The following is a 14,061-nucleotide window of genomic DNA, read 5'->3' on the forward strand; positions in this document are numbered from 1 at the left end:
GGAATCTCCATTTGACGGGAGCACTCAGTCGAACGTGATGCCCTGCGCCAGCGGCAACTCCAGCGAATAATTCACGGTGTTGGTCTGACGGCGCATGTATGCGCGCCATGCATCCGAGCCGGACTCACGCCCGCCACCGGTTTCTTTCTCGCCACCAAACGCACCGCCGATCTCGGCACCGCTCGGGCCGATGTTGACGTTGGCGATGCCACAGTCGCTGCCAACCGCCGACATGAACTGCTCGGCTTCGCGCACGTCCGTGGTGAAGATGCACGATGACAGACCTTGCGGCACGGCGTTGTTCAGGCGCAGCGCTTCCTGGAAATCGCTGTAACCGACCACGTACAGAATCGGTGCGAAGGTTTCGCTGCAGACCACATCACTTTGCTCCGGCATTTCAACGATGGCCGGCGAGACGTAATAGGCGTTAGGGAACTGATCTTCGAGCTGGCGCTTGCCACCAAACACCCGACCGCCCTCGCTCAACGCCTGCTCCAGCGCGTCCTGCATGTTTTCGAAGCTGTGCTTGTCGATCAGCGGACCGACCAGATTGCCTTCCAGCGGGTTACCAATGCGCACTTTCGAGTAGGCAGCCTTGAGACGCGTGACGATTTCTTCTTTCACCGACTCATGCGCGATCAGTCGGCGCAAGGTGGTGCAGCGCTGCCCGGCAGTGCCGACGGCGCTGAACAGAATTGCACGTACCGCCATGTCGAGATCGGCACTTGGGCCGAGGATCATCGCGTTGTTACCGCCCAGTTCCAGAATGCTGCGAGCGAAACGAGCGGCGACTTTCGGCGCCACTTCGCGGCCCATGCGTGTGCTGCCGGTGGCGCTGATCAGCGCAACACGCGGGTCATCGACCAGCACTTCACCGGCATCGCGACCACCGATGATCACCTGGCACAGGTTCGCCGGGGCATCGTTGAAATTCTTCACTACACGGTCGAACAGCGCCTGACACGCCAACGCGGTCAGCGGAGTTTTCTCCGACGGTTTCCACACCACCGGGTTGCCGCAGACCAGCGCCAGCGTGGTGTTCCACGCCCACACTGCGACCGGAAAATTGAACGCGCTGATGACGCCGACCACGCCCAGTGGATGCCAGGTTTCACGCATGTGGTGGCCCGGACGCTCGGAGGCAATGGTCAAACCGTACAGCTGGCGGGACAGGCCGACGGCGAAATCGCAGATGTCGATCATCTCCTGCACTTCACCGAGACCTTCCTGAGTGATTTTGCCCGCCTCCCAGGAAACCAGTTCGCCGAGGTCGGCTTTGTATTCACGCAACACTTCACCAAACTGACGCACCAGTTCGCCGCGACGCGGCGCCGGCACCTTGCGCCATTGCTCGAACGCATGATCTGCGCGACTGATGTGCTGCTCGACTTCGGCCGGGCCTTCCCAGTTGACGGCGGCAATGCGGCTGCCGTCGATCGGCGAATGCACCGGCACTTTGCCGTTCTGATACAAGGCCGGGTTCACACCTAGACGATCAAGCAATGCGGCAACCATGAGTCACTCCTCAAGCAAAAAACTGAATGTGTGCGGCCGCTGTTTGCACGACCGAGCAGGCCTTTAGTTGTAGCGTCACAATGGCAAGGCAACAAACGACCTTTACGCGAGATATCATTCCGTTTATTCATGCTGCGCTAGAAAGACAAGAAAAGGATCGGCCATGCTGAACAAACGCCACTTGCCCTCGATCACCGCGTTGCAGTGCTTCGAGGCCGTGACCCGGCACTTGAGTTTCACCCGCGCCGCCGAAGAACTGAACCTGACCCAGAGCGCGGTGAGCAAACAGGTCGCGCAGCTTGAAGTGCTGTTGCAGCATTTGTTGTTCCGTCGCGTACGTCGGCGTTTGCAGATGACCCCGGCCGGGGATTTGTACTTGGTTGAAGTACGAAAAATCCTCACCCAAGTGGAGATGTCGACGCATTACCTGCGTTCCTACGGCGGCGAAACCGAAGTCTTACGCGTATCGACGCCCTCGACCTTCGGCGCGCGCTGGCTGGTGCCGCGCCTGAAAGGCTGGCGGCTACGCCATCCTTCGATCCATCTGGATTTGTGCAACGAGCAGGAAGCCGATGATCTGCTGCAAGGGCGCAGTGATCTGGCGTTCTACTTCGGTCAGGGTTCACGGCCAGGGACTGAATGCCTGAAGCTGTTCGGCGAAGAGCTTGTTCCAGTTTGTGCACCGGGCAGCTTGCCGGACACACCGTTCACTGATCCGACGCAACTCACCGATCTGGTGCTGCTGCAAAATGCCTCGCGCCCACAAGCGTGGCACGACTGGTTCGACAGTCAGGGCTACCAGACCGAACACAGCTACCACGGGCCGCGTTTCGAAACCTTTTATATGTGCATCCGCGCCGCGCAAGTCGGCTGTGGCGTGGCGTTGTTGCCGCGATTTCTGGTGGAAGAGGAATTGGCCGACGGCAAATTGGTCATTCCCTTTGAGCATGCCATGCCCAGCACTGATGCCTATTACCTGGCGTATCCAGAGCATGCGGCGGAAGTGCCGAAGGTGCGCGACTTTGTGAAATGGATGCTGGAGCAGATCGATAGCCCCGCATGAGCTGCCTTGACCCCCTGTGGGAGCGAGCTTGCTCGCGAAGAGGCCGACACATTCAATATTAATGTCAGCTGCAATGACGCCTTCGCGAGCAAGCTCGCTCCCACAATGGATCTGATGCGTTGTCAAAAAATGCTGGCAATCCCCACCGCTGATATGCGCCACTAGCGCCATTGTTTAAGACCGCGCACAGGCGCGGCGCACCTGGAGACCCCGTTATGAGCGAGAGTGTGTTTGCCGATCGCATCGTGCAGAACCTGCTCGACACCGACTTCTACAAACTGACGATGATGCAGGCGGTGCTGCACAACTACCCCAACGTCGAAGTCGAATGGGAGTTCCGTTGCCGTAACAGCGAGGATCTGCGCCCGTATCTGGCCGAGATCCGTTTTCAGATCGAGCGTCTGGCCGAGCTGAGCCTGAGCGCCGATCAACTGAGTTTTCTTGAGCGGATCAGCTTCCTCAAACCGGACTTCCTGCGTTTCCTCGGGCTGTTCCGCTTCAACTTGCGCTATGTGCACACCGGTATCGAAAACGGCGAGTTGTTCATCCGCCTGCGTGGACCATGGCTGCACGTAATCCTCTACGAAGTGCCGTTGCTGGCGATCGTCAGCGAAGTACGCAACCGCTATCGCTACCGCGAAACCGCACTTGAACAGGCGCGCGAGCAGCTCTACCGCAAATTTGACTGGCTGACCGCCAATGCCTCGGCCGACGAGCTGTCGCAACTGCAGGTCGCCGATTTCGGCACCCGCCGCCGCTTTTCGTACGGCGTGCAGGCAGAAGTGGTGAACGTGCTCAAACACGACTTCCCCGGACGTTTTGTCGGCACCAGCAACGTGCACCTGTCCCGTGAGCTGGACATGAAACCGCTGGGGACCATGGCCCATGAATGGATCATGGCCCATCAACAACTCGGTCCACGGCTGATCGACAGCCAGATCGCCGCGCTGGATTGCTGGGTCCGCGAGTACCGTGGTCTGCTGGGCATCGCGCTCACCGACTGCATCACCACCGATGCATTCCTCGGCGACTTCGATCTGTTCTTCGCCAAGCTGTTTGACGGCCTGCGCCACGATTCCGGCGACCCTGTGGTGTGGGGCGAAAAATGCATCGCCCACTATCACAGGCTTGGCATCGACCCGATGAGCAAGACCCTGGTGTTCTCCGACAGCCTGACCCTGCCCAAGTCGCTGGAGATCTTCCGCGCGCTGCACGGTCGGATCAACGTCAGCTTCGGCATCGGTACCAACCTCACCTGTGACATTCCGGGTGTCGAACCGATGAGCATCGTGCTTAAAATGACCGCCTGCAACGGCCAACCGGTGGCGAAGATCTCCGACGAGCCAGGCAAGTCCCACTGCAAAGACCCGAATTTCGTCGCCTACTTGCGACACGTGTTCCAGGTTCCTGCCGATTCCCGTCTATCTAGCAAGGAGTGAATTCATGCAAGCCGTACAGCGTGAGATTGCTGAACAGCTCAAGGTGCAACCGCCGTTCGCCGACTACCAGGCTCTGCAGGCCGAAGTCGCCCGGCGCATTGCCTTTATTCAGGATTGTCTGGTCAACTCCGGGCTCAAGACGCTGGTGCTGGGCATCAGCGGCGGCGTCGATTCGCTGACCGCCGGCCTGTTGGCCCAGCGTGCGATGCGTGAGCTGCGCGACCAGACCGGCGACAACAGCTACAAATTCATCGCCGTGCGCCTGCCGTACGAAACCCAGTTCGACGAGCACGACGCCCAGGCCTCGGTGGATTTCATCGCTCCGGACGAACGTCACACGGTCAACATCGGCCCAGCGGTGAAATCGCTGGCCAGTGAAGTGGCGGCGTTTGAAGGCAAGCACGCGGTGTCGGTGGACTTTGTGCTCGGCAATACCAAGGCACGCATGCGCATGGTCGCGCAGTACACCATCGCCGGCGCGGCGCATGGTCTGGTGATCGGCACCGATCATGCGGCGGAAGCGGTGATGGGTTTCTTCACCAAGTTCGGTGACGGCGCCTGCGATCTGGCACCGCTCAGCGGTCTGGTGAAGAATCAGGTGCGGGCGATTGCGCGCAGCTTTGGTGCGCCGGAGTCGCTGGTCGAGAAAGTGCCAACGGCGGACCTTGAGGATTTATCGCCGGGCAAACCGGACGAAGCCTCGCACGGCGTGACCTACGCCGAGATCGATGCGTTTCTGCACGGCGAGCCGGTGCGTCAGGAAGCGTTCGACATTATCGTCGCGACCTACAACAAGACCCATCACAAACGCGTGATGCCGTTTGCGCCGTAAGCGCGGATGGAATGAAAAAGCCCGCTGAGGAGTGATCCTCAGCGGGCTTTTCTTTGGCCCAGACATCGGTTGATGCTGATGGCCCCTTCGCGAGCAAGCTCGCTCCCACATGTTTCGCTGTCGGACACAGTATTTGTGAACAACTGAAACCTGTGGGAGCGAGCTTGCTCGCGAAGAACGATGACGCGATTGGCCTGCTTACTTAACGGAAATCGTGCCTTTCATCATCGAGATGTGCCCAGGGAACGAGCAGAAGAAGCCGTAGCCACCGTCAGCAATCTTCGCTACGTCAAAGGTCAGCGAGTCGGTTTCCTTGGCGCCGATGATCTTGGTGTGAGCGATGATGCGCGCGTCACCTTCCGGCAGGTAGTTCTTGTCGATACCGGCGGCCAGGCCAGCGGTAGCGATTGGCTGCATGTCAGCTTCTTTGCTGATCACCAGGTTATGGCCCATGACGTTCTTCGGCAGATTGCCGGAGTGGGTCAGTTCGACGGTGAAAGTCTTGCAGCTCTTGTCGATCACGATTTCCTTGGTGTTGAAGGACATCTGATCGGTGGAGTCAACGGTGGTTTTGCACTCGGCAGCCATCAATTGGCTGCTGGCCAGCGCCAGCAGGGATACCGCAACAACTTTGGAAAACATGGTGAATCTCCAAGGCAGGGTTAACAAAAACACGAATGGTGGAAAGACTGCCTGAAATCTTCGCAAGTTCCTATGACTTGAGTCAAAAATTGTATACAACTTTCAGGCTATGACACTCATCGAGACAATCTAACGGCCAGAATTCCGGGCCCGGCCTATGATCGGCGCATCTACTGAGACGGAGTGCCTGTGATGTTCTTTAACGGTCTGTTGTGCAGTTTGCTCGCCGCCTACGCCTGTGGCGCCAGCGGTACCTTTGAATCACCGGAACGCGAAGTTTAGCCCTTGGATCAAGGCGTGCCAGCCATTACCCTGTGACGGATTGACCCAGGAGGAAGGCATGTCTCTGAAATCCGTTTGTGTATTTTGCGGTGCCAATGCGGGCACTGATCCGGCTTACACCGAAGCCGCCATTGCCCTTGGCCGGGCCTTGGCTGAACGCAAGTTGACCCTGGTCTACGGCGGTGGTGCTGTGGGTCTGATGGGCATTGTCGCCGACGCGGCGCTGGCCGCTGGGGGTGAAGTGATCGGCATCATTCCGCAGAGCCTGATGGACAAGGAAATCGGCCACAAAAGCCTGACACGCCTGGAAGTGGTCGACGGCATGCACGCGCGCAAGGCGCGTATGGCTGAACTGAGCGATGCGTTCATCGCCTTGCCCGGCGGCCTCGGTACGCTGGAAGAGCTGTTCGAAGTCTGGACCTGGGGCCAGCTCGGCTACCACGGCAAGCCGTTGGGTTTGCTGGAAGTGAACGGTTTTTACAGCAAACTCACCGCATTTCTCGATCATATCGTCGGCGAAGGCTTCGTTCGCGCGCCACACCGTGACATGCTGCAAGTGAGCGAATCGCCGCAAACACTGCTCGATGCCCTGGATAACTGGAAGCCAACCGTCGCGCCAAAATGGGTTGACCAAAAACCCGGCTAACCACGAGGCACCGATACAGGGCAGAATATGCGCCGCTCAACCTCACCTTCGACCCAAGAGGATCGCCCATGGCCAAACCCAATTACTCCTTCGCCAAACGTCAACGAGACCTGGCAAAGGAACAGAAGAAAGAGGAAAAGCTTCAGCGCAAGAAACAAACCGCTGAAGAAGCGGCACTGAACCCTGAGGGTGAAGTGGCAACGGAAGATGATGTTGATGCAACCGAAGCGACTGAAACACCGAAAGATCAGGCGCCCGACGCCTGAACCCCACCGGGTTTGATCACCGAATCAGACCCTGCGGATTTGTGACGGGGCTGGCGGTTTCACTGCCGGCCCTCACAGCCTTCCCCCTTCCCAAGCACACCCAAATTCCCATGTGGGAGCGAGCCTGCTCGCGAAGGCGGTGCATTTAGCCACATATGAACTGACTGACCTGACGCTTTCGCGAGCAGGCTCGCTCCCACAGTTTTGATCGGCGTTAATCCAGGGGCATTACCGTGACGCGCACTTCCGGGTCGTGATTGCCGCCGCCGAGAATCACTCCACGTAGCGGCGACACATCGGAAAAATCCCGCCCCCACGCCAGCGTGATGTGTTCCAGCGCCGGCTGCACATTGTTGGTCGGATCAAAATCCACCCAGCCCAACACCGGACAAAAAACTGAAACCCAGGCATGCGACGCATCAGCACCGATCAAGCGTGGTTGTCCCGGTGGTGGCTGCGTCAGCAGATAACCACTGATGTAGCGCGCCGCCAGCCCTCGCGAACGCACGCATGCCAGCATCAAGTGCGCAAAGTCCTGACACACCCCGCGTCGCCGCTCCAGCACTTCCACCAATGGCGTTGCCACTTGGGTCGCTTCGGCATCGAAGGTGAATTCGCTGAAGATCTTCTGCATCAAGTCCTGCACACCCAACAGCAACGGGCGGCCCGCCGGAAAACAGCTTTGCGAGAACTCGACAAAGCTGCGCTTCAAATGCACGTAGGGTGACTGGAACCGGTAACGGCAGGCTTCGAGCAACTCAGCGGACAACGGCTGACTGCTGTAGCTCAGCGCATCGCGGGTCAGCTCCCAGGCGGGTGACTGATTGAAATCCAGCACAGGCCGCGCCAGCACTTCCACCGTGAGTTGTGCATTGACCTGCAACTCGTCATGTGGGCGTTCGAAGGCCAGTCGGGTCAACGGATTACCAAACACATCCAGCTCATCGCGCCGTGCTGTCGGGTCCGGACTGATCAGCAATTGCTGTTCGGTACAACGCTGCCAATCGCATTTTCTCGGCCACAAGTGCGCCAGTTGCTGCGCCAGAGATACAGGGCTGTCGTAGTGGTAACAGGTGTCGTGGAAGATCTGGTATCGAGCATTCATCAGACAGACACCGTGCGTTGGCTGACGTCATCGACATGGGCGAAATGGCGCAAGGCCAGTCGATCCGAAACCTGGCCGCTGGCATCGGCAATTTCCTGCAGCAGATCGGCGAGGCCATTGAGCGCGGCGCGGACGCTGGTCTCACCGAACAATGGATTCTCCAGACAGCCCAGATCGAACCGTGCCAGACGCTCGACCAGTTGTGGCAGCCCCGCTTCCCGTGGCACACCGAAATCATCGTTCAAACGCTTCAACGTGCGGGTCACCAGTTTCAATTGAAACAACACCGCGTGCGGATTTTGCTCATCAAGCAGCAACAGGTCGAGCACTGGAATCAGCTGCGCCACCGCCAGATAGCGTGAGCGATAGGTGATGCTGCTGTTGCCCAGTTCCAGCAACCACTCCAGGCCTGCCTGATCGAAAGCACCGGCGCCACGCAAAAACGCCGCAAGGCTGCTGCTGAGAAATTGCAGACGTTCGATACGCCGGCCGATCATCAGAAAGCGCCAGCCTTCGTCGCGGGTCATGTCGTCGAGGGCAAATCCGGACAACGCCGCCAGCGCCGTCACCAACCGATTGAGAAAATCCAGCAGCTCGCCGAAGTCGGGGTCGTCGGTGTCCAGTTCCATCGCCTCGCGCTGCAACTCCACTAACGCTTGCCAGTTCTCCCGAGAGAGCTTGCCGCGCACTTGCGAGGCCGCCCACTGCAAGCGCTGCAGATTGGAACGCAGGCTGAACGACCAGTCCTCGCCGAGCAGTGCTGCCAACAGACGCTCCGGCAATTCACCCTCGTCCGGCAACAGCGTCAGCCGTTCACCGAGGTCGACCGCCGCCTGTAGCGCTTGCGGGTCATCGCCATCGACATACCGCGCGAGCATGATCCGCAGCAGCCGCGCACTGTCATCACAGCGTTCGCAGTAACGGCCGAACCAGAACAGGTTTTCCACCACCCGTGAGGGCAGGTACGGGTCGCGTCGTACCAGATCATGGACACCGACGTTGCGTTGAGCCTTCCACTGTTCGCCGCTGGGTGGGCGATCGCCCAACACCCAAGTATCTTTGCTCGCCCCGCCGCGCTGCATCGACACCACTTCGGCATCGGCATCGGCGGCCACCCGGGTCAGACCACCGGGCAGCACGCGATAACCATCTCCACTGGCCACCGCATACATGCGCATGCCGATCGCACGCGGTTGCAGTTGACCGTTTTCGGCCTGCCAGATGGGCGCATGCGACAGCTGCGCCAATTCTTGCGCGACGTAGGCGTAAGGGCGCGCCTGCATGCGTTCGGCAAGTGCCTGACGCTGCTTTTCACTCAGATCACGGCCAAACACAGGTGCGAAGCTTTGTGAGGGGAAGGCCGGTTTGATCAGCAGTTCGGGCAGTTTCTCCAGGGCTTGCGCCAATACCGGCGCCTCACCGCACCACCACGTCGCGATCGACGGCAGAAGCAGTTCTTCGCCGAACAGGTATTGATTGATCTTAGGCAGAAACCCGAGCAGTCCCGGTGACTCCAGCACGCCACTGCCCAGCGCGTTGGCGACCAGTACACGGCCCTGACGCACCGCTTCTAGCAGCCCGGGCACGCCCAGTGCCGAGTCAGTACGCAATTCAAGCGGATCGCAGAAATCATCGTCGAGACGACGCATGATCGCGTGTACCCGACGCAGGCCACTGAGGGTCTTCAGATAGACCGTGGCATCGCGCACCGTCAGGTCACCGCCCTCGACCAACGGGTAACCGAGCTGGCGAGCCAGATACAGATGTTCGAAATAGCTTTCGTTGAAACGACCCGGCGTGAGCAGCACCACCAGCGGTGCGTCATCGTCGCACGGCGCCTGTCGCGCCAAGGTTTCCTGCAACGTACGGAAGAAGCCGGCCAGATGCTGCACCTTCAGATCCCGGTACAACTCAGGAAAGGCACGGGACACGATGGTGCGGTTTTCCAGGGCATACCCGGCGCCCGATGGCGCTTGTGTGCGATCCGCCGTGACCCACCAGCGCCCATCCGGCGTGCGCGACAGATCCACGGCATACAGATGCAAGTACGCGTCTTCCGGCGGTGCAATGCCCTGACAAGGCCAAAGGAAATTGTTGTGTCCAAACACCAGTCCAGCCGGCAACAGGCCTTCACTGATCAACCGCTGCGGCCCGTACAAATCCGCCAGCACAGCGTTGAGCAGTCGGGCGCGCTGAGCGATGCCTGCCGACAATTGCTGCCATTCATCTGCCGCAATCACATGCGGCAGCAGATCCAGCTCCCATGGCCGATCCGCTCCTTTCGGGTCGGCATAGACGTTATAGGTAACACCGTTCTCCTGAATCTGCCGCGCCAGCAACGCTTGCCGCTGCACCAGTTGTGCCGGCGTGCTGCGCTGCAACTGATCGAACAGCCGCCGCCAGTGCGGGCGCACCGCGCCACTGCCGTCGAGCAGTTCGTGATAAGTGCCCGCCGTCAGCGGGTAGCGGTCTAGCAGGTCAGGCATGGAAAGCTCGGCAGACAGCAAGGAACGGTCAGACTAACGCAGGCACATGACGCGCGGATATACGAAAAATCCGCGTGTCGCGTAGGCCTTAGAAACGTCGCAAATCGATTGTCATCGGTAGCTCGTCACTGATTTCCACGTTGGGGATAGGAAGCTTCCCCGGCGTGTGTCCGACGCGGAAGAATCGCGCCATCCGCCGGCTCTCCGCTTCGTTGGCATTGACCGGCAACGTCTCGTAATTGCGCCCGCCGGGATGCGCCACGTGGTATTGGCAGCCGCCCAGCGAACGACCCATCCAGGTGTCGAGCAAGTCGAAAACCAAGGGTGCATGTACGGGAATCGTCGGTTGCAAGCAGTTAGCCGGTTGCCACGCGCGATAACGCACACCGGCAACGAACTCGCCAACCCGCCCGGTTGGATGCAACGGCACGGCGATGCCATTACAGGTCAGCAAATAACGCTGCGGCGGCAGGCCTTTGAGTCTGACCTGCAAGCGCTCCAGCGAGGAATCGACGTAGCGCACCGTACCGCCCGCCGCGCCCTCCTCACCCAACACATGCCACGGCTCCAGTGCCTGCCGCAGCTCCAGTTCGATGCCGTTGACCGCATAATCGCCAACCTTGGGAAAACGAAACTCCATATGCGCCGCAAACCATTCCGCGCGCAGCGGATAACCAGCACTGTTGAGTTCGACGATGACGTCAGCAAAATCCTGCTCGATAAAGTGCGGCAGCAGAAAACGGTCGTGCAACTCGGTGCCCCAGCGCGCCAGTTTCGGCGGCGCATAAGGCTCACGCCAGAACCGTGCGACCAGCGCCCGCAATAGCAACTGCTGGGCCAGACTCATGCGCGCGTGCGGCGGCATTTCAAAGGCGCGCAGCTCCAGCAAGCCAAGACGCCCGGTGGCGCCGTCCGGCGAATAGAGTTTGTCGATGCAGAACTCGGCGCGGTGCGTGTTACCGGTGACGTCGATCAGCAAGTTGCGCAGCAGTCGGTCGACCAGCCATGGCGCGCACTCCTCGCCCGGTTCGGGCATCTGCGCGAAAGCGATTTCCAGTTCGTACAATGCATCATTGCGCGCCTCGTCGACGCGCGGCGCCTGAGACGTCGGGCCGATGAACAAGCCGGAAAACAGATACGACAACGACGGATGGTTGTGCCAGTAACTGATCAGGCTGCGTAGCAGATCGGGGCGGCGCAGAAACGGTGAGTCCGCCGGCGTCGCACCACCGAGAACGAAATGGTTACCGCCGCCGGTGCCGGTGTGTCGGCCATCGATCATGAACTTCTCGGTGGTCAGGCGGGTTTGCCGTGCCTCTTCATAAAGAAACTCGGTGCGCTCGACCAACTCGTCCCACGTCGCCGACGGCTGCACATTCACCTCGATCACACCGGGATCCGGAGTGATGCGGAAGTTGCTCAGACGTGGATCGCTCGGCGGCTCGTAGCCTTCGAGCAACACCGGGCAATGCAGTTCTTCGGCGGTGGCTTCAATGGCCGCCACCAGCTCCAAATAATCCTCGACGCGCTCCAGCGGCGGCATGAACAGGTACAAACGCCCTTCACGCGCTTCGGCGCAGAACGCGGTGCGGGTCAGCCAGTCGGCGGACTCGTCGATTTTCGGCGCGCGTTCGTCAGTCGAAGCCGGTTCGCCGTGACGGTTGAGCTGCGCGGTTTCCGGCAGCTCAGGGAAGTCCTGATTCGGGTCCTGTGGATGAATAAACGGATATTCGGCGGCCTTCACCCACGGTTGCGAGCCCAGTGGCAAGCGATAACCCAGCGGCGAGTCCCCGGGCACCAGCCGGCAGTGCTCGTCACGTAGATACCAGCGCCCGCTCTGCCATTGATCGCCCTTGGCCGTGCGCGCCAGCGGCAGCACTTGGCCAATGACTTTGTTGAGGCCCTGACTGAAGACCTTGCGCAGGCGTGCGCGCTCAAGCGGCTCTTCAAGACGTGAATCTTTGGCGCTGACATTGCTTGGCAACGTGCCCTCGCGCCAGAGGTAGTAGAAATTGTCTTCGTAGGCCGGGAACACAAAGCGCGTAGGCAATTTAAAGCGCTCGGCGACACTGGCCAGAAAGCGCCCGGCCAGTTCGCCATTCGCGCCGTAATCCTGCTGCTCATCGGCGATCAATGCGTCGTTGTGCCAGATCGGCACGCCGTCGCGGCGCCAATAGCAATTGAGCGACCAACGCGGCAGTTGCTCACCGGGATACCACTTGCCCTGACCGAAATGCACCAGGCCTTTCGGCGCGTAGTGCTTGCGCATGCGCTGGAACAGTTCGGCAGAGAGCCGGCGCTTGTCCGCGCCCAACGCGGCGGTGTTCCACTCGGCGCCATCCGGGTCATCGATGGAAACGAAGGTCGGTTCGCCGCCCATGGTCAGGCGTACGTCATCCGCCAGCAGGTCGGCATCGATCTGTCGGCCCAGCGCCTGAATCGCCAGCCATTGCTCATCGGTGTAAGGCTTGGTGACGCGCGGCGCCTCCCAGATCCGTTCCACCGACATTTCATGGCTGAACTCACACTCACACGGTTCGACCAAGCCACTGATCGGCGCCGCTGAAGACGGATCGGGACTACAGGCCAGCGGGATATGCCCTTCACCGGCAAACAGCCCTGACGTCGCATCCAGACCGATCCAGCCAGCACCCGGCAAATACACTTCGCACCAGGCGTGCAGGTCGGTGAAATCGACTTCGGTGCCGGAGGGACCATCGAGGCTTTTCACATCGGCGGTCAGTTGAATCAGGTAGCCGGAGACAAATCGTGCAGCCAGGCCGAGGTTACGCAGCAGTTGCACCAGCAACCACGCTGAGTCCCGGCAGGAACCGGAGGCATGTTCGAGGGTGTGTTCCGGCGTCTGTACGCCCGGTTCCATGCGGATCAGGTAGCCGATGTCTTCGCTCAAACGCTGGTTGAGCGCCACGAGAAAATCCACCGCCGGCAGCGGCGTACGGTCGATAGCGTCCAGGTAGGCTTTGAATTTCGGTGTCAGCGGCAGGGTTTCGAGATACGGCGCCAGCTCCTTGCGCTCATCGGCCGCGTAGGCGAAGGGAATTTTCTCGGCGTAGGGTTCGAGGAAGAAGTCGAACGGATTGAACACCGCCATTTCGGCGAGTAGATCGACCTCAATGCGCAATTCATTGGTTTTCTCGGGGAACACCAATCGGGCGAGGTAGTTACCCTGCGGATCCTGCTGCCAGTTGATGAAATGCTGCTCGGGCGAGACTTTCAGCGCATACGACAGAATCCGCGTGCGGCTGTGGGCGGCCGGGCGCAGGCGAACGATCTGCGGGCCGAGTTCGACAGCGCGGTCGTAGCGGTAATGCGTGACGTGATGCAATGCGACATGAATCGACACGGCGTGCCTCCTGCGAGCCTAAGCGTATTCGAAAGCGCGCAAGACTTATGCCATGCACAGGCTTGGGCGCTTTCCCGGAATGCTTAGGGCAGTACAGCACCAAAATCGGGCGATGCGGGGAAATGGTTTGGGCTGATTGCACGTAAATGTTGCGAAGACCCCCTCACCCTAGCCCTCCCGAAACGTCGGACCGCCCATAGGGAGAGGGGACTGACCGAGGTGGCTGTTGGAAATACGCCGACGTGAAAGCCTTGAGTCGAACCCGAATGTTGAAAAGCATGCAGATCTGCTCCCTTCCCCCTCGCCCCCCATGGGGGAGAGGGCTGGGGTGAGGGGGATGGATCTCCCGGGCACCCCAATATCCAGCCCCAGAAATGCAAAACGCCAACCCGAAGGTTGGCGATCTGTTCAGCTCAAGCGA

Annotated in this window: 10 protein-coding genes; 5 read left to right on the top strand and 5 right to left on the bottom strand. The window is 60.0% G+C overall.

Annotated elements, in window-relative coordinates:
* Positions 1–24 precede the first annotated feature (24 nt).
* A complete protein-coding gene (locus tag F8N44_RS21790; protein ID WP_150651757.1) occupies positions 25–1,515 on the bottom strand; it encodes an aldehyde dehydrogenase family protein in 1,491 nt (496 codons plus the stop codon).
* A 163-nt stretch (positions 1,516–1,678) separates the two neighbouring features.
* On the opposite strand from F8N44_RS21790, the gene F8N44_RS21795 reads away from it, so the two are divergent.
* The 3 genes from F8N44_RS21795 to nadE all read left to right on the top strand — a co-directional run bounded on the left by F8N44_RS21795 (position 1,679) and on the right by nadE (position 4,849).
* Positions 1,679–2,578: a LysR family transcriptional regulator gene (locus tag F8N44_RS21795; protein ID WP_150651758.1), complete on the top strand. Its 900-nt coding sequence runs from the start codon at positions 1,679–1,681 to the stop codon at positions 2,576–2,578.
* A gap of 215 nt (positions 2,579–2,793) precedes the next feature.
* Positions 2,794–4,017: a nicotinate phosphoribosyltransferase gene (pncB, locus tag F8N44_RS21805; RefSeq protein WP_150651760.1), complete on the top strand. Its 1,224-nt coding sequence runs from the start codon at positions 2,794–2,796 to the stop codon at positions 4,015–4,017.
* Positions 4,018–4,021: 4 nt separating this feature from the next.
* Positions 4,022–4,849, top strand: coding sequence for an ammonia-dependent NAD(+) synthetase (gene nadE / locus F8N44_RS21810; protein ID WP_122599297.1), 828 nt, complete (start codon positions 4,022–4,024; stop codon positions 4,847–4,849).
* Between the two features lie 198 nt (positions 4,850–5,047).
* On the opposite strand, the gene azu is transcribed toward nadE, so the two are convergent.
* The gene (azu, locus tag F8N44_RS21815; RefSeq protein ID WP_150651761.1) at positions 5,048–5,491 is read right to left on the bottom strand and encodes an azurin; all 444 of its coding nucleotides are present in this window, start codon (positions 5,489–5,491) and stop codon (positions 5,048–5,050) included.
* 340 nt (positions 5,492–5,831) lie between these two features.
* On the opposite strand from azu, the gene F8N44_RS21820 reads away from it, so the two are divergent.
* Positions 5,832–6,419: a TIGR00730 family Rossman fold protein gene (locus F8N44_RS21820; protein ID WP_150651762.1), complete on the top strand. Its 588-nt coding sequence runs from the start codon at positions 5,832–5,834 to the stop codon at positions 6,417–6,419.
* Between the two features lie 68 nt (positions 6,420–6,487).
* Positions 6,488–6,685 carry a hypothetical protein gene (locus F8N44_RS21825; protein ID WP_016985374.1) on the top strand — a complete coding sequence of 66 codons (198 nt, stop codon included), beginning with the start codon at positions 6,488–6,490 and terminating at the stop codon, positions 6,683–6,685.
* Between the two features lie 214 nt (positions 6,686–6,899).
* Here the strand turns inward: F8N44_RS21825 and F8N44_RS21830 are convergent, their stop codons facing one another.
* The 3 genes from F8N44_RS21830 to F8N44_RS21840 all read right to left on the bottom strand — a co-directional run bounded on the left by F8N44_RS21830 (position 6,900) and on the right by F8N44_RS21840 (position 13,640).
* Entirely contained in the window at positions 6,900–7,790 is an 891-nt protein-coding gene (locus tag F8N44_RS21830) for a transglutaminase family protein (protein WP_150651763.1), read from the bottom strand.
* Positions 7,790–10,276, bottom strand: a complete 2,487-nt coding sequence (locus F8N44_RS21835; protein WP_150651764.1) for a circularly permuted type 2 ATP-grasp protein — start codon at positions 10,274–10,276, stop codon at positions 7,790–7,792. The genes F8N44_RS21830 and F8N44_RS21835 overlap by 1 nt, the downstream gene beginning before the upstream one ends.
* Positions 10,277–10,364: 88 nt before the next feature.
* Complete coding sequence (locus F8N44_RS21840) at positions 10,365–13,640, bottom strand: DUF2126 domain-containing protein (protein ID WP_150651765.1); 3,276 nt, start codon at positions 13,638–13,640, stop codon at positions 10,365–10,367.
* Positions 13,641–14,061 lie beyond the last annotated feature (421 nt).

Origin of the sequence: Pseudomonas fluorescens (assembly GCF_902497745.1) — a bacterium.
Classification (GTDB): domain Bacteria; phylum Pseudomonadota; class Gammaproteobacteria; order Pseudomonadales; family Pseudomonadaceae; genus Aquipseudomonas; species Aquipseudomonas fluorescens_BM.

What these genes read in the sequence shown, in the direction of transcription:
- F8N44_RS21825 (WP_016985374.1), top strand. Translation starts at nt 6,488, where the DNA reads ATGGCCAAACCCAATTACTCCTTCGCCAAACGTCAACGAGACCTGGCA.
- F8N44_RS21795 (WP_150651758.1), top strand. Translation starts at nt 1,679, where the DNA reads ATGCTGAACAAACGCCACTTGCCCTCGATCACCGCGTTGCAGTGCTTC.
- nadE (WP_122599297.1), top strand. Translation starts at nt 4,022, where the DNA reads ATGCAAGCCGTACAGCGTGAGATTGCTGAACAGCTCAAGGTGCAACCG.
- F8N44_RS21830 (WP_150651763.1), bottom strand. Translation starts at nt 7,790, where the DNA reads ATGAATGCTCGATACCAGATCTTCCACGACACCTGTTACCACTACGAC.
- F8N44_RS21820 (WP_150651762.1), top strand. Translation starts at nt 5,832, where the DNA reads ATGTCTCTGAAATCCGTTTGTGTATTTTGCGGTGCCAATGCGGGCACT.
- F8N44_RS21790 (WP_150651757.1), bottom strand. Translation starts at nt 1,515, where the DNA reads ATGGTTGCCGCATTGCTTGATCGTCTAGGTGTGAACCCGGCCTTGTAT.
- F8N44_RS21835 (WP_150651764.1), bottom strand. Translation starts at nt 10,276, where the DNA reads ATGCCTGACCTGCTAGACCGCTACCCGCTGACGGCGGGCACTTATCAC.
- pncB (WP_150651760.1), top strand. Translation starts at nt 2,794, where the DNA reads ATGAGCGAGAGTGTGTTTGCCGATCGCATCGTGCAGAACCTGCTCGAC.
- azu (WP_150651761.1), bottom strand. Translation starts at nt 5,491, where the DNA reads ATGTTTTCCAAAGTTGTTGCGGTATCCCTGCTGGCGCTGGCCAGCAGC.